The following is a 24,316-nucleotide window of genomic DNA, read 5'->3' on the forward strand; positions in this document are numbered from 1 at the left end:
ACTTAGTGCTTTGGCGTTAAGTTCAAATTTTGAGGTGATGTGTGTTTAAATCTTTCACGAAACTTGATTATCTGCTGAAAGAAACTTTCCTCGGTTTATTGCGGGGAGGTTGGATGAATTGGGCCGCTGTCAGTACTGTGACGGTGTTACTGTTTTTATTCGGCTTGAGTCTGCAAACTTCTTGGCAAGTCGAAAAACTTCTTTATCAGTTTGGTAGCCAACTAGAAGTCTCAGTTTATCTCGAACCAGATACGCAAATCGAAAGTATTGAGCCACTAATCGCCAAAATGCCAGAAGTGGCGGCGATAAAAACCATTACTAAAGAACAAGCTTGGACTAAGTTAGTTAAGGAAATGAGAATTTCTGATATTGAGGGTGCTACCCAGCAGCTAGGTGAGAATCCTCTGGTTGATGAGATGAAGGTGAAAGCACGTAATTCTCAAGTTGTACCAACCTTAGCAACACAGTTGGCTAAATTACGAGGAGTTGAGACGGTGCAGTATGTCGATGAAGCAGTCAAACGCATTGCCCAGTTGCACCGGGGTCTGAACTGGATTACTTTAACAATTACGATGATTCTGACTTTAACAGCGATCGCAGTGACTACTACCACAATTAGGCTGATTGTCATGGCGCGTCGCCAGGAAATTGAAATTATGCAACTAGTGGGAGCAACTTCTGTTTGGATTTACCTGCCGTTTATTTTACAAGGAATTGCCTTTGGTTTGGTTGGTGGTGCGATCGCTTGGAGTTTCATTTCTGTGATTCAACAGTTTCTCGGTAAGTTGCTAGTCAATCAACCTGAGTTTATCCAAGTCATCACCAACAGAGTGCAACTCACTCCAGCAGAAATTTTATTATTGCCTCTGATTCTTTTGAGTTTCGGTGCAGGTGTAGGATTAATGGGGAGCTTATTTGCTGTCCGACGTTTTGCTAAAGGATAGTCATTAGTCCTTTGTCATTGGTCATTTGTCCTTTGTCATTGGAACTTCGACCTCTGAACTCGGAATTTTGACCTCTGAATTCAGAACTTCAACCTCTGAACTCGGAATTTTGACCTCTGAATTCAGAACTTCAACCTCTGAACTCGGAACTTCGACTTCTGAACTCGGAACTTCAACCTCTGAACTTGGAACTTCGACCTCTGAACTCGGAACTCCGACCTCTGAACTCAGAACTTCGACCTCTAAACCCAAAACTTTGACCTCTAAACTCGAAATTTTCAAAATTTTAAAAGAATAACTGAAGTTTTGCTTGAACGAATATGAAATTAAACCTACATATCAACTTCTTAGGGCTAATCAAATGACCAATGACAAATAACAAATGACTAATGACTAATGACCAATGACAAATAAAAAATCACTATGAAATCACAATGGAAATGTTTTTTGCAAAATCTCGGTGTTTGGGAAGGTTCATTTACGAATTTTTCCCCCCAAGGAACACTTTTGAATGATACTCCTAGTCGTCTTTCCCTAGAAGGTTTGAACAATAACCAGACAGTGCGTTTAACTCTATGCCGTTCTGGACGAGATGATTTAGTTAAAGAATATAGTTCTCTGGGGCGGAGTCTACTATTTTTTGAAAATGGTTCTTTTTCTGAAGGTGTAATTCAGCTAGGGCCATTTTCAGAATTTGGTGGAGAACTCGCTTTTGTTCATGAAAATCGCCGCTTGCGTCTGGTACAACTGTTTGATAATACTGGTCAGCTAAAGGAATTAATCTTAATTCGAGAACATCTAGCTGGAACCCCAGCAGATGAACGTCCAACTTTGCAGATAAATGATTTGTTGGGAGAATGGCAAGGCCAAGCAGTGACAATATATCCAGATTTGCGATCGCCTGATACTTACTCTACAACCTTGAAATTACAACTTGATGATGCTGGGCGATTAATTCAAAGTACCTCTTTTGCAGAACGCACAATTACCTCAACTGCTACTATCAAAGGCCCGATTGTTCTCTTTGACCAAAACCCAGAAAGGCAGGTGCAAGTATTATTTCTACCAGATGGCGCTTCTGCAACATCACCTGTCAAAGTGCAGTTACGCCAACCATTTTTTATAGAAGTGGGTTGGTTAATCCAGCCAAACCTGCGCCAACGGATGATTCGCAGCTACAACGAGAAAGGCGAATGGGTTAGTTTGACTTTAGTTACTGAAGAAAGAAAGCTTTGATATCATCTTTGCTTGATTACTTATCAAATATTTAACTGTTGCCAAAATGTGGGTAATGACAAAGCTTTATTTATGTATATTCAAATAGCTGTAGTTGCGATCGCAGTCATCTTAATAGCTGGAGAAAATCTAGAGGCCGTTGCAGACTCGCAATCTTCTACTGAAGATGGCACTAGTAATATTGTGGCAACCAAACCAACATTAGAGATAGAAGGAGGGTATGCAAAATATGGTGGCTATATCGGATTAACTCCAGTAGATAACCAGTCTACCGAGTTTTCCCAAAGAATTGTCAAAGACATCCAGATTCGTTTTGTTAATAACAAAGATCGATTGCTCGATGACAAAGGTCAGCCGATTAAAGGACGTACTCAAAAAGAGTTTATCATTGGTTTGCTGAAACTCAAACCTGGTGAGGTATTTCGTGAAGATTTACTGGAAGCAGACTTGCAACGATTGCGGAGATTAGAGTCATTTAATGAAGTCAATGTTTATCGCCAAGAAGATGCCAACAGCGTTAATCTCATCTATGAAATTAAAGAGCGTAACTTCCCTTCTCTAATCTTAGGAGGCGGTAGTAACGAAGATGTTGGATTATTCGGTCGGGTGGGTTATAAAGATGAAAATATCAGCGGTCTTAACGATAAATTAGATACAACTGTACAAATCAGCGGTAAAGATGTCCAATTTAATGGTCAGTTTACTAGTCGTTATCGTCCTGAAGAACCAAACCGCTTAGGCTACACCATCAGAGCTTTTCGTAATCGTAATATATCGGGAACCTTCAACGAAGATATCAGATTGTCTAACGGTGACAAAGTACGCGAGGGAAGGTTTGGCGGTTCTGTAGGAGTTTTAAAATCTTTTGATGAGTGGGATGCAGCTATAAGTTTGAACTATACCAGAATTAGCCTACGCGATCGCGACTATAAAGTTGTACAGGTCGATAGTTTAGGGAATCCTTTATCTGTCAGTGGTACTGGTATTGATGACTTATATACAGTATTATTTTCTGTATCCAGAGATCAACGCGATCGCCGAGAAAATCCGACTCAAGGATCGATTCTCACTCTCAGCACAGAACAAGCAATTCCGATTGGATTGGGTAATATTTCTAGCAACCGCCTACAGGGAGATTATATTCAGTATTTACCAGTCAGTTGGATCGGTAAGGGTAGACCAACTGACAATCCAGAAATGTTGGCGATTAATTTACAAATTGGTACGACTATTGGCGACTTTCCACCAGCTGATGCTTTTAATATTGGTGGACTAGATTCTGTCAGGGGTTACGGTTATGGAAAAGTTGCCAGTGGTCGGAGTTATGGTTTAGCTTCTGTGGAATATCGTTTCCCAATTTCTTACTCAATCGGAGGAGTTCTTTTTACTGACTTCGCCTCAGATTTCGGGTCTAGCGAAACCGTGCTAGGAGAACCAGGAGTGCTACGAGATAAACCCGGAAGTGGTTTTGGTTACGGTTTAGGATTGCGCGTCAAGTCATCCTTTGGGCTGATTCGAGGTGATTTAGGAATTAGCGATCGAGGAGAACTTAGATTTGAAGTTACAACAGGTCAGCGATTTTAACGGGTGGCGGAAAAGTTCTAGAAAATTACTGAGGATTAGTTTGTAACACACTCAGGGCTGCTTGAGTGTGTCTAGTCCAAAAGGACATAATCAAGATATTGGAGATTACTTGCACATTTGTAACGTGCGGCGATCGCTAGCTGCGATCGAATTTAACCGATAAAAGTCTTGCAGAGCCAGGGAGTAAGCATAAGAATTTGACTCATCCTCACCAACCTTGGGCAGTCTATTGCTTGTAGCTACCTGATTCGATTGTTCAGAACTGGCTTCATTTGACGAACTATTAACCGTCATTGCCAACTCTCCTGAAGGGTTGATTGTACCCTGAAAACAATTCAACTCTGATTGGGGCATATACAATGCACCCTTTACCTTGTCCTGCTGCTTTTGAAATATGATATAACCTTGACCAAGCTGGTTTGCTTTTGGGGATTGACCATAGAGGTAAATCCCATCTTTTTCAGGAAAACTTGCTTTTGGTAAAACTCCTGCACTTTTTGTAGTTCCCCCATCGCCTGGAACCAGCGCTGTGATTGTAGGTACTGTTTTTCCGCCTCCAGAAGAAGCCGCATTCAGTTGACTTCTTTGCTCTCGAACTTTTCTAAGTTGCGACAAAAGAGAGTTTTCCGAGGTTTTGTGAATCCGAGCCGATGATAATCGAGAATCTGTAAATGATGTTACTTGAGTTTGCTTGGCTAGAAAGCCCAAACCGAGAAGTAAGCCTAAGCCCGCAAGGGGAATTCCCCACTTTCGGGGAGATAATAACTGATGAAGGTTGTTAAGCACCCTACTTCTCCTGTTAAAAAACTAACTAAGTTCTCTAGAACTTACTTACATCATAACCAAGTCTTAATTGTCAAAGACTTTATTCACGATTTATATTACTATTGTCCAAAAAAGAAAACTGTCAAAAACAAAAGTTTTTATTGGATTTCGTTCTACAATCTTAGATTACCATCAGTTAGAGTCTTTATAACAGAAGGCAGGAGGCAGGAGGCAGGGGGCAGGAGGCAGAAGCCAGGAGTAACCCACGTTTAAAAGCGTGAGATTAAAGTAAGAAGAATTGTATCTCGCTACACTCTACTCAATACAATTCTTCTTTGAAAACTAGGTTTTATACCCAGAACTAAAGTTTTCAGATCGTGTCCGGCTAATAGTTATAATTCCCAAATCTACGCAGAAAGCCCAAAAATCCCTCCCTGGTTGTTGAGCATAGTCGAAACACTGCCCCCTGCCTCCTGCCTCCTGCCCCCTGCCTCCTTCAAGAAACTTATATATCTTGTAGCTTTGCCACCATTTCTGCACGCGCCGAAACCTTCAACTTCCGAAACATCCTCTTTAAAGCTTGTTTGACGGAATTTTGCGTAATCCAAAGTTTTTCTCCGATTTCCGCATTCGTTAACCCCTGCGCCACCAAATCGGCAATTTCTAACTCACGCGCTGTTAGAGGACTCACTAAAAGAGAATTGGATATTTTGGGTTTTGTCCGTAGGGTTGCCATTTTTGATGACAAATGAATGCATAAAGCGCTCAAGTCAGCTAAATCGTTACCATTAAAGGCAGGGTTTCCCTTGTCACGTGCCAAGTTAAGGGTTCCTACCAAACGACCATCGCAAACAATTGGCCCAGTCATTACGTGTTCGTGATCGGAACGCGAACAAAAATGCTTCCAGTCTCCTGGCGATAATAATAACTGTTCGTGGGCGGGAGCATGACGCTCAACCACATAGCGTCCCACTGGATTGCTCTCTAAGCATACTGCTGGAATGCCTGGAACATTAATCTCAGTGGTTGGCTGCTCATCAAGGAGATAAATACCCCAATTTTGCACGCCAAAATGCTCGCTAATTTTATCCGTGAGAGCGAGTCTTAACTCTTGCTCATTCTGGACATTAGCGATCGCATGAAATACAGCGTGTAGAGAATTAGCCATAAGTGTACCCAGTTGGGGACTATCCAAGCCTCAACAATTACTTCTATGCTAATACCAAGGAAACTAAAACGCTAATTACAGTAGCGACTAGGAGAAGCACATGACAGTTACACAACTCTCTGCTCAGGAACTTTTCCGGGCTGCTTATGAAAACCGCTATACTTGGGACAAGAATTTCCCTGGTTATACTGCAAATATTACCTATAAGCATGATGATAAAGTGTTTACAGGCAAAGTTATCATCAGTGGCAATCTCAAAGCCGAAGTTTTGGATGTAGATGACGAGTTAGCCCAGAAAGCAATTCATGGTCAAGCCTGGGAGATAGCAATTCACCGCGTCCGCCGCAGCTTTGAAGAAACCCACAGCGCCAATACGTTTAGCTATGGTAAAACTGACGAAACTGGTGCGGTTGAGCTTTTAATGGGTGGTAAGGCTGAGGGCGATAAATACAAAGTCCGCAATAATGAAGTATGTCATGTTCACCGTCTAATCCACGGTACTTACGTGACCATTGACACCTTCAGCAGTCATGACACTGGCGAAGGCTACCTATCTCACAGCTATGACTCTGTGTACCACGATCCCAAAACTGGAGAACAAAAGGGCGGTAGAAGCGAATTTATTGATGAGTATGAAAAAGTTGGTGACTATTTCATCCTAAATCGTCGGGAGATTCGCACCGAAACAGCAGGACAATTTTCTACTCAGGAATTTATTTTCTCTGACATTAAATTGTTGGAACCTGTTGCTGCTTAAGCTGGATTCTGTAATCCAAAAATTAGCGATCGCTCTTGAGTTAAAGGGAGCGATCGCTTTTATTTTTTGGGCATTCCATGTGTCGCTGTAGCTCCTCGTAGACATCGCTCAATCACGTTAAGATACTTAATTAGGTGTTCCTAATCAAGCGGTAATCTAGTTATGAGTCAACTTGAAAACATTCAAGCTGAGTACGAAAAATTCCCTGAAGCATTTGAGAGTGTAATTATTAGCACCGTGAGCGCGCAGTCAATACCCAATGCTAGTTATGCTCCTTTCGTAATGGATGATTCCAAGAATATCTACATTTACGTCAGTGGTCTTTCGACTCATACCAAAAATCTCTATGCCAATCCTCATGTTAGTATCTTGTTTATCGAGGATGAAGCTAAAAGTAATCTAATTTTTGCCCGTCGTCGTTTGAGTTTTGATTGTACGGGAATTTTGATAGAGCGTGAAACTGATAAGTGGAATCAAATTGTTGAGCAATTTCAAGGGCGGTTTGGTGAAATTGTCGAGGTTTTGCGCGGCTTGTCTGACTTTCGGATTTTTCGGCTAACTCCAAGTGAAGGTCGTTTTGTAGTTGGGTTTGGGGGAGCATATCATATTAGCGGTGATAACCTCCATCAACTTGTTCAAATCACAGGAGATGCTGAGAAAAAGCAAGGGTAAATCATGAATTATGGATTGTAATAATTCAGTACCCAGAAGTCAGAAGTTAGAATTTAGAAAGAATCAAGTGTAATTGATACAGCGAATTTCAAGTTAGTGAGGTACATAAGCTAAGTCTAAAAACTAGGTATAAAGCCTGTTTTACTTCTGAATTCTGACTACTGAATTATAAATTATGCTGTATAGTGATTCATCAAATCTTCTCCTGATTCTTGAACTATTCAGATAGATGTATTTTGAATCATTAGTTAGTTTGACTGTATGTAAATTCAAATAAACTAAACTTTTTAATTTTATGCTTCAGTTTCAACCTCCTGGCTTTGGACATAAAGTTATCCATACATCCTTGGGAGCAATGGTTTACTATACCCAAACGAATGCACCTTGGACGATTGCTGACACTGAAGATTTACCCCCACTACTATTTCTCCATAACTTTGGTGGGGGAGCGTCTGCTTATGAATGGTCTAAAGTTTATCCGGCTTTCGCCTCTAATTACCGCATTTTAGCCCCCGATTTAATCGGCTGGGGAGAATCAGCCCATCCAGTGCGGGATTATAAAATTAGGGATTATCTCAGCACGATCGCAGAGTTTATCATCCAAACTTGTCGCCAGCCGGTGACAGTGGTAGCCTCGTCTCTTACAGCCGCTTTTGCTATTCGTCTAGCTATTGTTCAACCCAATTTATTCAAAACACTGTTTTTGGTTTCCCCTTCTGGATTTGATGATTTTGGGCAGGGTGCTGGACGCAGACTTCCGCTTTCGGTAATCAATGCGCCTCTGTTGGACAATTTTATTTACATGCTTGGTGCTGAAAATGAAATTGCAGTCCGAAATTTTTTACAAAGTTTTCTCTTTGCTAAGTCCCAACGAGTATCTCAAGAGATGGTGGAGGCTTATTTAACTTCGGCACAACAAGCTAATGCCAAGTTTGCTGCTTTAGCATTTTTGCGAGGCGATCTTTACTTTGACTTGAGTTTATATATTCAACAACTGGCAATTCCCACCGTCATTTTTTGGGGAGAAAAGGCACAATTTACCAACATCAAATTAGGACAACGCTTGGCAAATTTAAATCCAAGAGCAATTCGAGATTTTTATGCGATCGCAGATGCTGGAATATTACCTCATTTGGAAATACCAGAAGTTTTCATTGGTCTATTGCAGCGGTATCTTGGGGAAGTGGGGAGCAGGGGCAGAGGGGCAGAGGGGCAGAGGGGCAGGGGAGCAGGGGAGCAGGGGAGCAGGGGAGCAGGGGAGCAGGGGAGAATAATTAATGACAAATGACAAATGACAAATGACAAATGACAAATGACTATTTAGAAAGTAACTGTGCGTTTAATGCTTTAGTGATGCGATCGCCAGAAGCTTCTAAGTGAGCTAAGGTGTAAATATCAAGGCTTTCACTTAGTTGTTTAAGTCTAACATCAATGGCTTTTTGGAGTTGGCGCAATTCATACCAAGCCAATGTCCGACCATCTTCAGGTGTATTAGTAGTACCCAACATCATCTGTAACAAAATATTCAGATGTTCCCGTTGCAATGAACGGCGGATGCTAGAAATTGGCTTTGGTTCTCCTGGGGCGAAAACTTCTGTCCAGATGCCTGTTTGCAGGGTGTCGAACAGTTCTGGTATGGAAAGCGCTTCTCCAGGCAGAGTTTTTAATTCTATATCTTGTAACCGATTCAGGCGATCGCTGGCTAATAGCGATCGCAATATCGCACTTTGAAAACTCAAAATGCGATCGTGAATTGGATAATCAAGGCGGTTATTAGGTGCAGAATTGCCCCAGTGTTCCCAACGCGATGGTGCCAGTTGATTGAGCAATTGTGGTGAAAAGCTGAAAGCATCCTTGGCAAATACATACTCTTGCAGCTTTGTCAATGCTTGACGTTGTTTTAAAAGTGAAACTGGTACAAATCCCCAAGCAGCATCATTACTGGTATGGAGACGCCGAAACGATTGTCCACCAATATATTTAGAAAGCAAGGTAGCGTTCCGAAAATAATATTTAAGTACTCTATTAAACTTAAGGCGCAGGTTACTATAGCTTTCTCCTTTCGATAGATAACCGTTATCAAGACGCTGCCACATAAAACGAGCATTATCCATTTGCCACTGCGAATAAAGTAGCACATCACTACTCATATCCCAGACATTTGCCAAAGGATTGATGTCCCAGATATCTTCATCGGTTGCGTAAGATAATTCTGGTTGAGGCGACGCTAGTGCAATCTGGTCTAAAAAACTTTTTTCTGATTCTGGAATAGTTACATCAAGCGCTGTTGATGGAAATCTTTTATAACCATACTCAATTGCCCATTCGTCATAAGGCCCAACAACTCCTGGGAAATAGTCACCTTGCTGTACTCCCTGTGGTGCTATGTTCACAGGTACATAGTCCATCACCGAACCTACTAAACCTTTGGTGTGAGTGATTTCAGTATTATTTAATTCTTGAGGCGCTAACATGGTGCTGCCATGAAAATTGTGGCGCAAACCCAGAGTGTGCCCAACTTCGTGAGCGATGAGAGAACGCAAATATTGATGCACATACTCCTTAATCGTTTCACTACTAGGTGTAGTCTCTGGCAACATTGACAACGCCAGCGCCCCCATAGCTGCTTGATTTGAAGATTCCATACCATAGCAGGACTCTGAGGAGAAAAAGTGAGCAGAGGAAGAGGACGCAAATCTATCCAGGAATTTCCCCGCGTCTTCATGTCCTTTCGGATTTTCTTGACATGAATTTGCCTCCATCAGTGCGTGATATTCTTGCTGAACTAAGCGCACCATATTGGCATCCACAATGATATCTGCATCCAATATTTCTCCGGTGAATGGGTTGACGCGCATCGGCCCTTTGGCAAAACCTGCATCTAAAGAATTGAACCAGCGAATGGTGTTGTAATGTACATCTGCTGGTTTCCAATTAGCATCATCTGGCATTTGCTGCACTTCAATGGCATTTTGAAATCCGGCTTTTTCAAATGCTTTGTTCCACATCAAAACGCCTTCACGAATCGCATCGCGATATTCTAGTGGCACAGCATTTTCAATCCAATACACAATTGGTTTTTTGGGTGGAGATAAGGAGGCATTAGGATCGGATGGTTCTAGATGCCAGCGATTAATGTAACGTACAAATGATTCGCGAGCATTACTGTTAGATAAATCTTGGAAAGTAGTAGTGAAATATCCAACTCTATCATCGGCAAGTCTGGGAATATAACCATTGTTTTCTCTCAACTGAGAAAAGCTGTAGTGTACCTTCAGAGTGAGTGCCCTACTATCGGGTACAGCGATCAAATTTGAGCCTTCTAGTGATGAAAAACCGTAAATCGAATCAATCTCTACGTTTTCTGGGAAGCTGTTAACATCACCAAAATATGACTTGCGTACATCTAAGCGGTAATCAGCTTGTAAAGAATATTTTAATAGAGGAGTTAATCCAGGTAAATCCTGCATTAACAGTGCATTCAGGTCGAGCAGAATATTTTTACTTTTTGGATCGATTGTAGCTATTTCGAGTGAATAAAGAACTGAATCGCTAAATGAGCGAGCAAGCGATCGCTGTTCTGGTATACTATCTGCACGGAATTTTACATTCCGCACAACAAAATGCAATCTATTATTTACTCGTCGAAAGTAAAAAATAAAATCAGAGAGAGGTAATCCACTATAAATCCCACTTTCACCAACGCCTGATTCCAATGTCACTATAGCTAGATAGTCTTTATTTAGCTGCTCTGGCTTAAGTTCTAAAAAAACTTTTCCAGAATCCTCGCTGCAATAAAGTGTGAAGAGTCCCTCTAGCTTATCTACCCGATTAACAATCCCATTAAATCGGCAAAAATCTTCCTTTTTAATCTCAGCAAGATTCTTGTCAGCACTTGCTACGTTTTCAACTAATGGGAGTGTATTTAATTGCTGCACATCAATATTAGAAGTATTTGAAAGTTGGTCTGCTCCTGCATAATCATTTGATAGCAACAAGCTATACAGTACTACTATACAGACTGCTAATTTCCTTATCCAGTATTTCATCCTTTGGCTTTCCACCTGAAGCAGTTTTCGTGTTGAGGAAAAATGTCGAGTAGTTTTTCGTCTGTAAACCCTTCAAATATCTAGGGATTACGATATAAATCTACTCAGTCAGATAAACAATGCCTCTAGTACCGCACAGCAAAAATCCAGCTACCATCTCAATTAACTAGACAAATTGTTCAAGTAACTTACTAAAGGTAGGCAAACTTCCGCCACAGTGTACTAGCCGTAAAAGTCGTGTGACTGTTGATTTTTATTAGTAACTATTTAGGAATTATCCATTAAGCATCTATCTTTTAAAGTTGATAATTTATACAACCAAAGATACATGTTTTTTTTACTTCTATCTGTATTAAAAGCCAAATGTAGCATTAAAAATGTATTTAGTGCTACATTTGGCAGCCAAAGGAATCTCAAGCATGATTTATAAATAAAGAGTAAGACTTATAAGAAAGCTCTTATTGGGCATTTAAATGCTTTTTTAGGATGAATTTTGGAAATTTATCCTAATCTCGACCGTTTTTTTACATCTTCAATTGTTCTCAATGGTCTTCAAAGTGTTATTCCCACACAAAATCAGCTTTTTTGCCTAATTATCGACCTTTTGCTCTAGCCAACCACAAACCAATTTTGAGTGCTTTGCTCTTATTTTGTGTAGAAGCAAAAGCGAGTACACCAATTTATACCGCTTAGGCGATGTCAAAATCAAGCAATATATGAAAAAAATCGTAGTTTACTAAATATTGCAGTTAATACATATCTAGTGAAATTAAATATGCGTTATCCAAAACCCTTGTAGAGACCTAGCATTGCTACATCTTTATATTCTTTTTCACTTCTATAAATGGTTTGATTTAGTTGATTTGCTTGCGGATGATTGGTATAGTCTCATCCCAGATTTTTCATAACTGAGATATGCCTTTTGTTAGAAGGATAATTATTTTTTTATAGTTAATCTTTAATTTGTACTCCAAAAAACAAACAATTAGCATGATAAATTTGATTTCTAGGACTATTAGTCACATCAGTTCCCTGCTTAAAGGACTTCAAATAAAAGGTTTTTTGGCTGTTGTCATAGTTGGTTTTCTAGTGCTGACAACGAATGTTGCTCCTGGGCAAAATAACACAGGCTTAAAGGAAAGAGTTCGCGAACAGATACAGCAAGATGATTCTCAAAGACCGAGAACAATCGGGGAATGGAATAAAGAAGCTCGTGAAACGGAAGGTTCTCCTGGTGAACGACTTAAAAAGATTGGAGGAGAGTCAGCAGAAGCCTTTAAACAATTTGGTTCTGGATACGTAGAAGGTGCTCAAAAAACTGCTAGTGATGTAGGGGACAGTGCAGCACGTACTGGCGAAAAGATCCTTAACTAGTTCGATGCTAAATGCGTTACAATCTTTACCTGGCAATAAGTACTAATAACTTTTCGCCAATAAATGAGTAATATTAGAAAGGGTGGTGTCTAACCAACGAACTCTTCTAATATTTGGGTAACACCCTCACCCTTGATAATAGATTGTAGCGTTTCGTCAATCGCATTAAATATAGGTTTTTAGTAGGGGCGGTACAGCTAGCTGTACCGCCCCTACTGCGTGCTATAATTTTTTGTCCGTTCGATCGCTATTAAACTCGAAGAAGCCCAAAGACTAAACTTTGGGAAGAAATTAAGTGAAGCCAGTGCGGTATTTTCCCTACAGCCCTACGGGCATCCTACGACAGGCGCCAGCATCACAGCCCTTCCTATACATTTCCTACTCCTTGTTGGATGGGTCTGCACTGCAAAATTCATATTAATACCAGATAAAAAATATTTTTCAGTAATACTGAGTAAATTGGTAGAAATAAAGTCAACTATTAAGGCTTGTCATTTGTTATTTACAAGTAGTCAAAGATACTTGATGCAGAAGCATCAGCGTCTTTCTGGAGGGGAGAAAAAATGACAATCAATATAGTTATGTTTGTTTATACCCATTTATATAACTATCCTAAAAAATATATGTATATTTATTTACCATGTTCTTAGTATTTTGAGAACGGGTAAGTAACTGTTGAATAACTGTTTTAAAACGTGAAACAATGAGGAAATAGCTAAGACAGTAAATAAAGAAAGCAGATTGATAATTAGTGATATGAAGCAATCTAAGAGCACGCGAAGGCGGGGACTTGTTCTAACGATCGCTGGGCTAAAGCGTTTACAAGGGGCGATTCTGGCTATAGAAAAGGTAGAAAACAATGGACATCGCTTCACTCTAGAAGATTTAGGCGATCGCATGAAGCTATCTACCAAAACTCTGAACCGATTATGGTCGTTGAATACAGGCGTGGATCAAAAAACCTTGAAATTGTGCTTTAGCGCCTTTAACCTAGAATTATGCAGGGAAGACTATGGAATCCTGAGTGAGCCTAATTATACTGAAGACTATCAAAGTACCTCAATAAGTTTAGACACAGGAGAAAGAAAATTATTTCCGTCTTTATCCTTAGATTATCTTGCAACTCAACACCATAACCAACTCGAAAATCTTTGGTCATACCCAGATGGCCCCGTACCTGTCGATTCCCCCTTCTATGTCGATCGTCCCCCAATCGAGGAACTAGTTTATCGAGAAGTAATTCAACCAGGCTGTGTGATTCGGATTCGAGCACCAAGAGAAATGGGAAAAAGTTCTCTTGTGCTGCGGCTGTTAACCTTTGCTAAAATGCAAAGTTATCGCTCAGTGAACGTGAATTGCAATCAAATCGATTCAAGCTGTCTGACAGACTTAAATAAACTATTGCGTTCTCTTTGTTGGCAAATTGCAACAGAATTAAATATTGACCCTAAGCTAGATGACAACTGGGATGAGGAAATAGGTTGTAAGTTGAGTTGCAGTTTATATTTGCAATCTTATTTGCTCAAGCAGTGCAAAAGTCCAGTAGTTTTAGTGTTAAATGAGGTTGACCGCTTTTTTGAATATCCAGAAATTGCTTCAGAGTTCTTTGGTTTGTTGCGCTCTTGGTATGAAGAAGCACGACAAGATCAAAACTTACAGAAACTAAGGTTAGTGGTAGTTTACTCCACAGAAGTATATGTATCTTTGGATATCAACCGTTCTCCATTTAATATTGGACTACCGATCCGTCTGCCAGAATTTACTGAATACCAAGTAAAATACTTAGCCCTACGACATGGTTTAGATTGGACTTCTGATAACGAAGTTAAGCAACTGATGTCTCTTGTAGGGGGACATCCAGCACTGATTCGGATTGCTCTATATTATCTATGCTGTCAAGGAATGACCTTAGAAGAACTGATCCAAGATGCGATCGCTAACGGTGGCATCTATCGCTATCATCTATGGCGACACTGGGCAATCTTACAAGAAAATCCTAGTTTAGTAAAGGCGTATGTTGACGTTGTAGCGGCAAAGCAAAGTATTTCTCTCAATCCCATTGACGCTCATAAGCTTGAAAGCTTGGGTTTGATCGCTTATGAAAGCGATCGCATCCTACCGCGTTGTGAACTCTACCGTGCTTACTTTAAAAAACAACTAAGTGTTGCTGAATTGGAATATAAATCATTGCAAAAACGTGCTTGAGAAAAAAAACTATTACAGGCTCTTTCTCTGACATTTACGTAATTGCTCTCTGACCCTCTAGGGATTAGAAACAAGGTTCCCAACGAAAAATAATTAATTGTTTGACCAATAAAGCTGATAATCCTCGATATAAAATTTTCCATTATTGGAAGACATTTTGAAAAAGAAGTAATAATCTTCTGGCTCCCAAATACCAAATTCTTGCTCTTGTTCTTGAAAACTAGCTGTCGAACCACTATTAGGGATAGTCATGCCAGCAGTTAGTGTTCCATTTTGTGTTCTCATTAGAAAAATTTCTAGCAGGCAGAAACCCTGTAGTTCAGCAGAATAACGGATTTTGAAACGGATTCTTCCACCATTGCGTAGGGTCTTTTTAATATAAAAATTTTCGGTTTTAATGGTATTACCAGACAGATAAATATCTTGACCTTGTGTTAATATATCAATTTGCCTTTGGTTAAATGAATTCATGATTTTTTCTCCTCCAAAAGAATAGAAGTGATTGATATAATTGCATTATTGGCAAATAAATATTTTTAAAGGTGGGTTCTTTCCTATGCTTTTCAATGTCACGTTTGTATTTTCTCGCTATCTCCAAAAAAATGCAATGACAGTTAAGCCAGTTAAGACAGTTAAGAAGACAGTTAAGAAGATAATTAAAAACTGAATTCTGAAGAGCGATCGCAACCTCTAAAAATAGAGATTAACGCTTCGTCATTTGTATACTAATAATTTTCGCAAACTCGCTATCACTGCGTTCGCGCAACGTAGTGTAGAGAAGACAGTAAACCTCTTGCATAAATCACAAAAAAGAACTTCAAAGAGCCAAAGCTATGCTTTGTCTCTCTCCCCTTAACAAGCTACAGTAGACTTCTTGCATAAATCAAAAAAAGAACCCCACCCCGCCTTTGACTTACGTCAAATTCTCCCCTCCCCGCAGGTGGGCAGGGGCTGGGGGTGGGGTCTTAGAGACTTTTGCATATACACAAGTCGAAAAAAGCTTAATTTCCCATTGTTCTCTTGTTTATCTCGTTCTCATGCAGAACATGGAAATGGCTTATTAGAGGCTGCGGTCTCCTGGTTGGACTGGAGGCAGTAAAGTAACCCACCCACAAGAGGATTACAATGCAGAGCCTTCTAACAAAATTTAATTCATATTTGGTTGCTTCTGTCAATACATAAGTTCTAAATTTAGCCCTATCAAAGATTAACAAGTAATGCTTTTTTATCCACTATTACAATCAAGCTAACATCTATCCAAGGAAATACCTTTTAACAATCATTCAATTTGGCAACAGACTTCTAATTGCTAACTCTTTCATTTGGCACTTGTCAGGCATTATTTTGGCTTGTAACGATCTTCTTTATGATTTTAAGACATCTGTCTTCAGTAGGGTAAAACTTCAAATGTACATTTGATAACATTGCTTAAGAATAAATAAGTAATTGCAATCGGACTTAATCATGACATACACACAAACTAACGATCCAACTATTCGCGAACACGTTCAAGCTTGGCAAAATTTAAATGTAGATCAACAACTTGCTTTGTTTTGGTTTATCTATAAAGAAATGGGGGGTTCAATTACTCCAGCCGCTCCTGGAGCCAGTACTGTTTCTCCAGAAATAGCTGAAGGTTTATTTAATCAAGTTAAGGAATTATCTCACGAACAACAATTACAAGTTCAGCGTGATTTGATTAATAAAGTGGATACCCAAATTTCTCGTGAGTATGGCTCTTTGGGTGATACCACAAAACTCCTATTTTGGTATCGATTATCTCAAGGGATGGATAATGGTACTATCATTCCTGTACCTGATGATTATCAACTTCCTTCCGAAGCTAAAGCGTTGTTTGGCAAAATTCAAGGATTAGAGTTTGAACAGCAGATTACTCTTTTCCGCGATTATGTTTCGCCAATGGGTGCTGAAGCAAAATCAGGTGCTGAAATTTAGCACTTTTGAAGATGGTTAAGGGTATCTATTAAGTTATTTATACCCTTGTTTTAAAGCTTGCTAGATTCGCCAGTCGCTTAATATAAAGCCAAATTTTGATGACTGGCGTATTTAGAAATTTTTATTTCATAACTTTGAGATGTTTATGACTTCTATAAACATCAAATCTTTAGAACCAAGTCTATCAGTATTTGCGAATTTGGATATAAAATCTCGCTTGTTAGTTATAGCGTTACTGTATACTGAAACTACCTCATGAAATTCCAGCGATCGCTGCAATAATTAGCTTGGAAGATTGAGGTGTTAATAAGTTTAAGTTTATTCTAGTCTACTAGCAGAATTAACATCTAAAAACAACGTTGCTTGCGGTTGTTGACGAAGAATAGAAGCTGGACAGTCTGTACCGATATAGCTTTGCAACATATCTTTTACCACATTCGCTTTACGTTTTTCTGGAGCAAGACAGATAATTTTTTTAGCCGAACAAATTGTTGGGATGGTGATAGTAAAAGCATACTGGGGGACAGTTTCTAAGTTCGGAAAGTGACCTGTGCTTACTTGTTGCTGACGGTTCACAGTATCCAGTTTTACCAGTTTCACGCTGTAAGGATCTTGAAAATTTGCTACAGCTGGATCGTTAAAAGCTAAATGTCCATTTTCGCCAACACCAAGACAGCATAAGTCAATCGGTTGTGCTTCCAATAAGTTGGTGTAGCGATCGCACTCTGCTACTGGTTGTAATGTATCACCTTCTATATAGTGAAATTTCTTAGGATTAACCCGTTTCTCTACACGTTCGCGCATATAACGCCGAAAACTAGCAGAATGGTCAGCATTAATTCCCAAATATTCATCTAGATGGAACAGAATAATCCGCGACCAATCTACACCACCCAATGCAATCAAAGCATCAAGAAATTTGAGTTGGGAGTTACCTGTAGCTAACAATACAGCAGCTGTATCTTGAAGATTAAGTACTTGCTGTAGATACTTTTGCACGATTTCGGCAACATCCTCAGCCATTTCGACTTCAGAGTTGTAAATCTGTACTAGTAAATCGTCAACGCGAAAAAAGTTTGTGGCGGCTACCATTTGCTTACGAAGAAGGTTATCAATTATACGGCAGTTTGCCCAGAGGTTTTACCTGTCTGCCCTTATATGCCCTATCCAGTATAGATTTTAGGATTTAGCAGATTAATTTCTGACTCTTGAAATTTTTTTCTCCAGTCCCCAATCCCCGTATTAACGCAGGAACAATCACTAAAGACAAAAAACAATGTAAACTATTTAAATTAAGTTAACAATTATTTACATTTTACCGAAAAATCATGCTGGCTGCAATTCTCTTTGACCTAGACGGCACTATTGTCAACACTGACCCCATACACTACCGAGCTTGGCGGGAAATGCTGTTAAATTACAGCATAGAAATAGATGAAACATTTTATAAATCCCGAATTAGTGGAAGGCTAAATCCAGAAATTGTTAAAGACATTCTGCCACAATTATCAGCAGCAGAAGGGCAACAATTTGCAGACGAAAAAGAGGCGTTGTTTCGCAAACTCGCCCCACATCTCAAACCGCTAAATGGGTTTTCTGAACTACTAGCATGGACAGAAACACATCAATTAAAACGTGCATTAGTAACTAATGCCCCTAGATTAAATGCAGAATTTATGCTAGAGGTTTTGGGTATAAAAGAAGCTTTTCATACAGTTGTTTTAGCGGATGATTGTATTGCAGGTAAACCCGATCCTGTGCCCTACCAAGTTGCCCTGAATAAATTGGGGATTACAGCAGAAGAAGCGATCGCTTTAGAAGACTCTCCCTCCGGTATTCGTTCAGCAGTGGGCGCAGATATCCGCACCATTGGCATCGCCTCTACCCACGATCCGCAAATTTTGCAGTCAATCGGTGCATTTATGGCAATTCCAGACTTTACTGATTTGCAATTGTGGACATTTCTAAACTCACTCATCGAGCCAGATTTAAGTGCGATCGCTTCTAATTTTTGAGGACATTGGGCAGAGGGGAAAGACTTACTATTACTTCTCCTCTGCTCCCCTGCTCCCCTACTCCCCTACTCCCCTGCTCCCCTGCCCCCCTGCCCCCCTGCCCCTCATCCCCCATCCCCAAAAACTCCACTTTTTAACCGAGCCATATCACGCAACGGTGGTGCGCCGAACAAGCGACTGTATTCACGGCTGAACTGTGAAGGGCTTTCATAACCCACATAATGACTAGCTGTCGCCGCATCCATACCTTGTCCCAGCATCAGGCGACGGGCTTGTTGAAGCCTAAGTTGTTTTTGATATTGCAAAGGACTCATGGTGGTAATTGACTTGAAGTGATGATGAAGCGACGAGGGACTCATGCGCGCTTCACGAGCGATCGTATCGATCCGAAATGGTTTTTCGTAGTTCCATTTCAGCCAGTTGATCGCTCTGCTAATTGCTTGGAGTTGTTTATCGACTAAAGCAATTTGTCGCAATCTAGCACTGTGTTCGCCTGATAGCAAACGGTAGAGAATTTCTCGAACAATCAAAGGTGCGAGGATGGCAATATCTTGAGGCGTTTCCAACAATCGTACAAGTCGGATTGCGGCATCAAGCAGTTGCGGGCTAACAGGATTAATAGACAACCCCGGTTCCGATGGTTCCTTCGCTGGAGCGTCTAGTTTTGCCTCCATCATCAGCGTGCTGAGTTCTCCCATATCTAAATCGAGCCGAAGACACAGATATGGAACGCTTGGCGTTGCTTCAATCACTTGACCGACAACAGGCAGATCGATGGATACCACCAAATATTGGTCTTGACCATAAACATACAGATTGTCTGCCAACATTACCTGTTTCTTGCCCTGAGCGACGATGCACAGGGCAGGCTCATGCAAGGCATGGAGAGGCGCAGTAGGTTGTAAGGAACGGATCAGGAATAACCGCTCGATCGCTGTGGGATGCACACCATCTCCATTACTGTTCTGTGCAATCAGAGCGGCTAGCTCGGACTGCTGCTTTCTAACAGCCTGTTCCATAATGTCGTTTGAAATCCTTTATGAAACTAACATTCAGGGCAGCCGCAATCTCTTCAGCCGCTTCGGTCAGCTTATCTTTTTACGATCAACAATAAAGAAAAATGCAGGATTAGGCAAGAATTTCGCAGGTTCAGATTACCGCATCAAGCTTTGATTCTCTTAGATTAAGAGTGTGCTAGAGAATACAACAACTTGGAGATACGATTTTATGACTACCGACCAACAGAAAGTAGTACTAATTACAGGCGCAAGTAGCGGTATCGGTGAGGCGACAGCACGTCTACTCGCTCGTAAGGGCATCCACGTCATCCTGGGCGCACGACGTACGGAACGGCTGGAAACCCTGGTGGCTACAATCCGCTCTGAGGGAGGCTCGGCGGAGTATCAGACCCTTGATGTTACCGATCGCGCCGACTTCCAAGCCTTTGTAGAATTTGCTCAGAGCAAATTTGGCCGCATTGATGTCATCGTTAACAATGCAGGCGTTATGCCGCTCTCGAAGCTAGAAGCGCTGAAGGTTAATGAATGGGACAGGATGATTGACGTGAACATCCGTGGTGTACTCAATGGCATTGCCGCTGGGCTACCGCTGATGAAACGCCAGGGATTTGGCCAGTTCGTCAACCTATCCTCCATCGGCGGACATGCGGTTTGGCCAACCTGCGCCGTTTACTCAGCAACTAAGTTCGCGGTGTTGGCAATTTCGGAGGGGCTGCGTCAGGAAAATACTGACATTCGCGTTACTGTTATTTCGCCGGGCGTAACGGAGTCAGAACTGGCCGATAGCATTACTGATCCCGAAGCTGGCAAAGGTATGCAGGAATTCCGCAAGATTGCGCTTCCGGCTGAAGCGATCGCCAGAGCGATCGCCTTTGCAATCGAGCAACCGGATGATGTTGATGTAAATGAGATAATCGTGCGTCCTACAGGCAGCGTATAGTTACGCAAAGATGCGGATAATTTTCAACCTAACCTAGCAGTCAAACAACTGAGAACCGCTATATGACTACCCAAAATAAAATTCAACCTCGCCAACTTGGTTCTAATGGTTTAACTGTTTTCCCCCTAGCTCTCGGATGCATGGGTATGTCCGGCGTGTACGGTGCAGCAGACGAAAACGAAAGCATTGCAACTATCCAAGCAGCTCTCGATCGCGGGATGACATTACTGGATACTGGCGATTTCTATGCCAGCGGGCACAATGAGATGCTAATTGGTCGAGCAATCAAGGAGCGTCGAGACAAAGCACTGGTTTCGGTGAAATTCGGCGCTTTACGTACTCCCGATGGCGGATGGCTTGGTATAGATGCCCGCCCTGCTTCGGTGAAAAACTTTGTCGCTTATAGTCTTACCCGATTGGGAGTAGACCACATTGACATCTACCGTCCGGCTCGATTAGATCCGCAAGTTCCTATTGAAGACACCATCGGCGCGATCGCCGAGTTAGTCACGGCTGGCTACGTCCGACATATCGGGCTATCGGAAGTGGGAGCAGACACTATCCGCCGCGCCCACGCCATTCACCCCATCAGTGACCTACAAATCGAGTACTCTCTGATTAGCCGTAGTCCTGAGAGCGAGATTTTTCCTGTACTGGAAGAACTTGGTATTGGCGTGACTGCCTATGGCGTGCTATCACGAGGACTGTTGAGTGGCTCCACTCCAGCCACACAGGGAGACTTCCGTGCCTACTTACCACGCTTCAGTAAAGAAAACCTTGCTCAGAATCAACGCTCGATCGAAGAACTAAAGCAAATTGCCGCCGAAAAAGGAGTTCTTCCTTCGCAGCTGGCTATTGCCTGGGTACTTGCAAAAGGCAAAAATATTGTGCCAGTCATCGGCGCACGTAAGCGCACCCAACTTTCCGAATCGTTGGCGGCTCTGGATGTGAATCTATCCCCGGAAGACTTAACCCGCATTGAAGCAGCAATTCCCGCATCTGCGATCGCAGGCACTCGTTATGATGAACATCAAATGCAGATGTTGGACAGCGAACGCTAATGCGATCGACAAAGCAAAGTATGAGAGGGTTTGTAGTAAGCAATTTGCTGCTTAGACAATAAGGACTAAAGTCTTACTACGAGCCTCTACTTATTTTTCAGCCAGAATCGTGTAAATTTCTCGTTTAACTTGCTCTAAAAGCTCTCGCACCCGATTTATCCGCTCCATATTGCCACTACGAGCAACCTGCACCACCGCAGCAGCTAACTCTGTGGCGGCATTCCGCAACTCAATAAACTCTTGGGGCTTACCTGTAACAAAACTTTTGAAGGTATCCCAAGGAGTGTCTGAAGGTTCTTGTTGGGCACGTTCTGCCAATAACTGTTTACCCTCATCCGTAATCGTATAAATCCGTTTGCCTCCTTCCTGTGCGCTCTTGAGATAACCTCCTTCTTCCAACAATTGAAGTGTTGGATAAACTGAGCCAGGACTGAGGCGACGGAAACCGCCGTAGCGAGTTTCCATCTCTTTAATCAGGTCGTAACCATGACTAGGATGCTCGGATAACAATTCCAGCAGAATGAACTTGATGTCACCCCGACGAGTCCGGTGTTCATCTCCCCAACCACGACCAAACATTTCATTATCAAAGCGTTTGTCATGATGTCTACCATGATGCTTGTCATGATGGTTGCCATGTCCAAACCAAGACCTGACAAGCAATGAATCCTCTTCGCTAACTCCTGCCCATGCAGGTGCGCCAAAACGTGACCGAAAATGTCTAAACATAAGTAAATCAAATCTCAAATCAACTTTCTCTAATATACGATATATCGCGTTCTATTCCGATATATCGGAATAGAATTTTGATGAAGATTTATAACGAAAGCAACTTCTACTAGCCAAGAGTCTGCACTTGTTCGACAAAAGACTCTACCCGAATGGCACGAAGAAAGATACAGCCTTTGCTCTGACTGGTTCTCAGCCTCCAGGCTGGGAACCCATTCTGGGAGGCTCCGCCTCCAGTAGCTTGACAAGAGGCAGAGCCTCTTTCAAATACATTCCCCAACTCCAGGCTGGGAACAAGACGACGCAAGCAAGCCTTTGGGCTTTTCTTAGTTGCCATTCGACTCTACCCATTGCAAAAATGCTTACTTAATCTACGGCGTTTACTCGTGGATTAAGTAAGCATTTTTACTTGATTCTAAAGCGATATGTATAACAAAGAGTTCAGTCCACAGATAAAACCCTGTATCTTTACCTGGATTTCTCACAAGTGAGAAATCCAAGGGGTAGGGAGGTGTGGGAGGATGGGGAAGAAGTCTTACCCCCACACTCCCCACACTCCCCACACTCCTCTTCCCCTGAAGCCTACACTATGCGTGAGAAATCCGGGTTTAGATGGTTTGTTTTTTTCGTGTCTTGTCTTTCTAGATAAAATATGTATAAATACGAGATATTTTAGTTAAATAATTTATTGATATCGGTGCTAATTACAGATGTGAATATAAGAATTTATTGCTAGTTAAAATTATTAAAACTAATTTTGTAAATTTATAAAATAGTTTATTTTTTTGTATAGATTGTGAACTTAACTTGGGAATACTAAGTGTAAGAAAAGTTAAAATTATACATAAGTTTATAATTGCTTAACTTTTTTACTAGCATTCGCTGCTAAATAATCTAGATTCTTTTTTTGAACCACAGTAGGGAACTAATCGGATTCAATCGAAGCTGACTAAGTTCTTTCAAAACTTTCATTGACCCCAACAACAGTTTATTTACACTTGCTTGATTCATATATCCCGTTTAGTTAAGAATCACTTTAGGTTCAATATTATTCGGATAAGATAACCCCGCCTGGATTTAAGGGAGTGAAGGAAAAAATAGTCTCCCTTTTAAAGAAAGCCAATGTGTTGCGAACTTTCCTAAATTTATAGGAGCAGGTGTCAGCCAAGCTGACTACCAGTTTTCTATTGAAGAAAAGCTAATTAAATATTTTTGTTTTGGTTGAGATAACAATGTTAGGAACTGACGGTGGCGAACGTGGTAGTGGCAGATAGGACGAGTGTAAAGTTCTCTCTCGATTATTTGCAGGAATTTTTGAGTGTTGCGGTCAAAAAACCGAAATTCCTCGTACTTTAGGCGGAAGATGAGCTTAAATTGCAGCAATGACTTTGCTAATGGCACAATTGAATGGTGTGAGTTCGACTTGACGAGTGCCTTCATGTCCATAAGTCAAACTCACGCTCAGATAACTATCTGGTTTGTAGGGCAATCGTTCCGCCCATTCAACTGCCACAATTCCTGGTATCACTTCAACACCTTCCCAGTAACTTTCTAAATTTAAGGTTGTGACTTCTTGCGGTTCCAAGCGATATAAATCCAGATGGTAAAGAGGAAAGCGCCCTTCGGTGTACTCATTAATCAGCGTGAAAGTTGGACTGACAATGGGTTCAGCAATTCCTAAACCTTTACCAATGCCTTGAACTAAAGTAGTTTTACCAGCGCCTAAATCACCTTCTAGTAAAATTACACTCCCCGGTGTCAGGGATTCGCCAAGAGTAATACCTAAGCGCAGCGTCGCTTCTGTATCTGCAAGAAAAATTTTCATGATTGAGGTATTGGGCA

General features: G+C 41.2%; 22 protein-coding genes. 12 read left to right on the forward strand and 10 right to left on the reverse strand.

The genetic code is table 11. The features are described from left to right. Positions 1-41: 41 nt before the first annotated feature. A complete protein-coding gene (locus V7K84_RS13010) occupies positions 42-944 on the forward strand; it encodes a cell division protein FtsX (RefSeq protein WP_334838576.1) in 903 nt (300 codons plus the stop codon). 21 nt (positions 945-965) lie between these two features. Here V7K84_RS13010 and V7K84_RS13015 read toward each other — a convergent pair whose 3' ends face one another. Next, a complete protein-coding gene (locus V7K84_RS13015; protein ID WP_334838577.1) occupies positions 966-1,226 on the reverse strand; it encodes a hypothetical protein in 261 nt (86 codons plus the stop codon). Positions 1,227-1,367: 141 nt separating this feature from the next. Between V7K84_RS13015 and V7K84_RS13020 the strand changes: the two genes are divergently transcribed. Then, positions 1,368-2,180 carry a DUF3598 family protein gene (locus tag V7K84_RS13020; RefSeq protein WP_334838578.1) on the forward strand — a complete coding sequence of 271 codons (813 nt, stop codon included), beginning with the start codon at positions 1,368-1,370 and terminating at the stop codon, positions 2,178-2,180. Between the two features lie 72 nt (positions 2,181-2,252). Next, positions 2,253-3,764 (forward strand): BamA/TamA family outer membrane protein, encoded by a 1,512-nt coding sequence (locus V7K84_RS13025; RefSeq protein WP_334838580.1) that lies wholly within the window; start codon positions 2,253-2,255, stop codon positions 3,762-3,764. Positions 3,765-3,869: 105 nt separating this feature from the next. Here the strand turns inward: V7K84_RS13025 and V7K84_RS13030 are convergent, their stop codons facing one another. Next, positions 3,870-4,550, reverse strand: a complete 681-nt coding sequence (locus tag V7K84_RS13030; protein WP_334838582.1) for a hypothetical protein — start codon at positions 4,548-4,550, stop codon at positions 3,870-3,872. Positions 4,551-5,034: 484 nt separating this feature from the next. Continuing rightward, positions 5,035-5,697 carry a LuxR C-terminal-related transcriptional regulator gene (locus tag V7K84_RS13035; RefSeq protein ID WP_334838584.1) on the reverse strand — a complete coding sequence of 221 codons (663 nt, stop codon included), beginning with the start codon at positions 5,695-5,697 and terminating at the stop codon, positions 5,035-5,037. Between the two features lie 100 nt (positions 5,698-5,797). On the opposite strand from V7K84_RS13035, the gene V7K84_RS13040 reads away from it, so the two are divergent. The 3 genes from V7K84_RS13040 (at position 5,798) to V7K84_RS13050 (ending at position 8,414) form a co-directional block, all read left to right on the forward strand. Beyond that, on the forward strand, positions 5,798-6,454 hold the full coding sequence (locus tag V7K84_RS13040; RefSeq protein ID WP_334838585.1) for a DUF3386 domain-containing protein: 657 nt from the start codon (positions 5,798-5,800) through the stop codon (positions 6,452-6,454). A gap of 162 nt (positions 6,455-6,616) precedes the next feature. Then, on the forward strand, positions 6,617-7,126 hold the full coding sequence (locus V7K84_RS13045) for a HugZ family pyridoxamine 5'-phosphate oxidase (protein WP_334838587.1): 510 nt from the start codon (positions 6,617-6,619) through the stop codon (positions 7,124-7,126). A gap of 295 nt (positions 7,127-7,421) precedes the next feature. Continuing rightward, positions 7,422-8,414: an alpha/beta fold hydrolase gene (locus V7K84_RS13050; RefSeq protein ID WP_334838588.1), complete on the forward strand. Its 993-nt coding sequence runs from the start codon at positions 7,422-7,424 to the stop codon at positions 8,412-8,414. A 28-nt stretch (positions 8,415-8,442) separates the two neighbouring features. Here the strand turns inward: V7K84_RS13050 and V7K84_RS13055 are convergent, their stop codons facing one another. Continuing rightward, complete coding sequence (locus V7K84_RS13055) at positions 8,443-11,175, reverse strand: zinc-dependent metalloprotease (protein ID WP_334838589.1); 2,733 nt, start codon at positions 11,173-11,175, stop codon at positions 8,443-8,445. Positions 11,176-12,165: 990 nt separating this feature from the next. Here V7K84_RS13055 and V7K84_RS13060 point away from each other — a divergent pair. Together V7K84_RS13060 and V7K84_RS13065 are read left to right on the forward strand one after the other, a co-directional pair. Further along, complete coding sequence (locus V7K84_RS13060; protein WP_334838590.1) at positions 12,166-12,549, forward strand: hypothetical protein; 384 nt, start codon at positions 12,166-12,168, stop codon at positions 12,547-12,549. 756 nt (positions 12,550-13,305) lie between these two features. After that, positions 13,306-14,754, forward strand: coding sequence for an AAA-like domain-containing protein (locus V7K84_RS13065; RefSeq protein WP_334838591.1), 1,449 nt, complete (start codon positions 13,306-13,308; stop codon positions 14,752-14,754). Between the two features lie 93 nt (positions 14,755-14,847). On the opposite strand, the gene V7K84_RS13070 is transcribed toward V7K84_RS13065, so the two are convergent. After that, a complete protein-coding gene (locus tag V7K84_RS13070; RefSeq protein WP_334838593.1) occupies positions 14,848-15,225 on the reverse strand; it encodes a hypothetical protein in 378 nt (125 codons plus the stop codon). A gap of 993 nt (positions 15,226-16,218) precedes the next feature. Here V7K84_RS13070 and V7K84_RS13075 point away from each other — a divergent pair. Beyond that, the gene (locus V7K84_RS13075) at positions 16,219-16,710 is read left to right on the forward strand and encodes an orange carotenoid protein N-terminal domain-containing protein (protein WP_334838594.1); all 492 of its coding nucleotides are present in this window, start codon (positions 16,219-16,221) and stop codon (positions 16,708-16,710) included. 318 nt (positions 16,711-17,028) lie between these two features. Here the strand turns inward: V7K84_RS13075 and V7K84_RS13080 are convergent, their stop codons facing one another. Further along, entirely contained in the window at positions 17,029-17,802 is a 774-nt protein-coding gene (locus tag V7K84_RS13080; RefSeq protein WP_334838596.1) for a glucosamine-6-phosphate deaminase, read from the reverse strand. Between the two features lie 236 nt (positions 17,803-18,038). Between V7K84_RS13080 and V7K84_RS13085 the strand changes: the two genes are divergently transcribed. Continuing rightward, on the forward strand, positions 18,039-18,725 hold the full coding sequence (locus V7K84_RS13085; RefSeq protein ID WP_334838597.1) for an HAD family hydrolase: 687 nt from the start codon (positions 18,039-18,041) through the stop codon (positions 18,723-18,725). Between the two features lie 104 nt (positions 18,726-18,829). Here the strand turns inward: V7K84_RS13085 and V7K84_RS13090 are convergent, their stop codons facing one another. Further along, the gene (locus V7K84_RS13090; RefSeq protein ID WP_334838598.1) at positions 18,830-19,744 is read right to left on the reverse strand and encodes an AraC family transcriptional regulator; all 915 of its coding nucleotides are present in this window, start codon (positions 19,742-19,744) and stop codon (positions 18,830-18,832) included. Positions 19,745-19,952: 208 nt separating this feature from the next. Between V7K84_RS13090 and V7K84_RS13095 the strand changes: the two genes are divergently transcribed. Together V7K84_RS13095 and V7K84_RS13100 are read left to right on the forward strand one after the other, a co-directional pair. After that, a complete protein-coding gene (locus V7K84_RS13095; RefSeq protein ID WP_334838600.1) occupies positions 19,953-20,684 on the forward strand; it encodes an SDR family oxidoreductase in 732 nt (243 codons plus the stop codon). A 62-nt stretch (positions 20,685-20,746) separates the two neighbouring features. Further along, positions 20,747-21,745 carry an aldo/keto reductase gene (locus V7K84_RS13100; protein WP_334838602.1) on the forward strand — a complete coding sequence of 333 codons (999 nt, stop codon included), beginning with the start codon at positions 20,747-20,749 and terminating at the stop codon, positions 21,743-21,745. A gap of 90 nt (positions 21,746-21,835) precedes the next feature. On the opposite strand, the gene V7K84_RS13105 is transcribed toward V7K84_RS13100, so the two are convergent. The 3 genes from V7K84_RS13105 to tsaE all read right to left on the reverse strand — a co-directional run bounded on the left by V7K84_RS13105 (position 21,836) and on the right by tsaE (position 24,299). Continuing rightward, positions 21,836-22,474, reverse strand: coding sequence for a PadR family transcriptional regulator (locus tag V7K84_RS13105; RefSeq protein WP_334838603.1), 639 nt, complete (start codon positions 22,472-22,474; stop codon positions 21,836-21,838). Positions 22,475-22,583: 109 nt separating this feature from the next. Then, positions 22,584-22,811: a hypothetical protein gene (locus V7K84_RS13110; RefSeq protein ID WP_334838605.1), complete on the reverse strand. Its 228-nt coding sequence runs from the start codon at positions 22,809-22,811 to the stop codon at positions 22,584-22,586. Between the two features lie 1,032 nt (positions 22,812-23,843). After that, entirely contained in the window at positions 23,844-24,299 is a 456-nt protein-coding gene (gene tsaE / locus V7K84_RS13115; RefSeq protein ID WP_334701725.1) for a tRNA (adenosine(37)-N6)-threonylcarbamoyltransferase complex ATPase subunit type 1 TsaE, read from the reverse strand. Positions 24,300-24,316: the final 17 nt, after the last annotated feature.

Origin of the sequence: Nostoc sp. (assembly GCF_036917315.1) — a bacterium.
Classification (GTDB): Bacteria; Cyanobacteriota; Cyanobacteriia; order Cyanobacteriales; family Nostocaceae; genus Nostoc.

Excerpts from the sequence above, each read along its gene's own strand:
- tsaE (WP_334701725.1), bottom strand. The coding sequence starts at position 24,299 with ATGAAAATTTTTCTTGCAGATACAGAAGCGACGCTGCGCTTAGGTATT.
- V7K84_RS13035 (WP_334838584.1), bottom strand. The coding sequence starts at position 5,697 with ATGGCTAATTCTCTACACGCTGTATTTCATGCGATCGCTAATGTCCAG.
- V7K84_RS13110 (WP_334838605.1), bottom strand. The coding sequence starts at position 22,811 with ATGGCAACTAAGAAAAGCCCAAAGGCTTGCTTGCGTCGTCTTGTTCCC.
- V7K84_RS13040 (WP_334838585.1), top strand. The coding sequence starts at position 5,798 with ATGACAGTTACACAACTCTCTGCTCAGGAACTTTTCCGGGCTGCTTAT.
- V7K84_RS13075 (WP_334838594.1), top strand. The coding sequence starts at position 16,219 with ATGACATACACACAAACTAACGATCCAACTATTCGCGAACACGTTCAA.
- V7K84_RS13055 (WP_334838589.1), bottom strand. The coding sequence starts at position 11,175 with ATGAAATACTGGATAAGGAAATTAGCAGTCTGTATAGTAGTACTGTAT.
- V7K84_RS13085 (WP_334838597.1), top strand. The coding sequence starts at position 18,039 with ATGCTGGCTGCAATTCTCTTTGACCTAGACGGCACTATTGTCAACACT.
- V7K84_RS13045 (WP_334838587.1), top strand. The coding sequence starts at position 6,617 with ATGAGTCAACTTGAAAACATTCAAGCTGAGTACGAAAAATTCCCTGAA.
- V7K84_RS13105 (WP_334838603.1), bottom strand. The coding sequence starts at position 22,474 with ATGTTTAGACATTTTCGGTCACGTTTTGGCGCACCTGCATGGGCAGGA.
- V7K84_RS13095 (WP_334838600.1), top strand. The coding sequence starts at position 19,953 with ATGACTACCGACCAACAGAAAGTAGTACTAATTACAGGCGCAAGTAGC.
- V7K84_RS13020 (WP_334838578.1), top strand. The coding sequence starts at position 1,368 with ATGAAATCACAATGGAAATGTTTTTTGCAAAATCTCGGTGTTTGGGAA.
- V7K84_RS13070 (WP_334838593.1), bottom strand. The coding sequence starts at position 15,225 with ATGAATTCATTTAACCAAAGGCAAATTGATATATTAACACAAGGTCAA.
- V7K84_RS13065 (WP_334838591.1), top strand. The coding sequence starts at position 13,306 with ATGAAGCAATCTAAGAGCACGCGAAGGCGGGGACTTGTTCTAACGATC.
- V7K84_RS13060 (WP_334838590.1), top strand. The coding sequence starts at position 12,166 with ATGATAAATTTGATTTCTAGGACTATTAGTCACATCAGTTCCCTGCTT.
- V7K84_RS13050 (WP_334838588.1), top strand. The coding sequence starts at position 7,422 with ATGCTTCAGTTTCAACCTCCTGGCTTTGGACATAAAGTTATCCATACA.
- V7K84_RS13100 (WP_334838602.1), top strand. The coding sequence starts at position 20,747 with ATGACTACCCAAAATAAAATTCAACCTCGCCAACTTGGTTCTAATGGT.
- V7K84_RS13090 (WP_334838598.1), bottom strand. The coding sequence starts at position 19,744 with ATGGAACAGGCTGTTAGAAAGCAGCAGTCCGAGCTAGCCGCTCTGATT.
- V7K84_RS13025 (WP_334838580.1), top strand. The coding sequence starts at position 2,253 with ATGTATATTCAAATAGCTGTAGTTGCGATCGCAGTCATCTTAATAGCT.
- V7K84_RS13080 (WP_334838596.1), bottom strand. The coding sequence starts at position 17,802 with ATGGTAGCCGCCACAAACTTTTTTCGCGTTGACGATTTACTAGTACAG.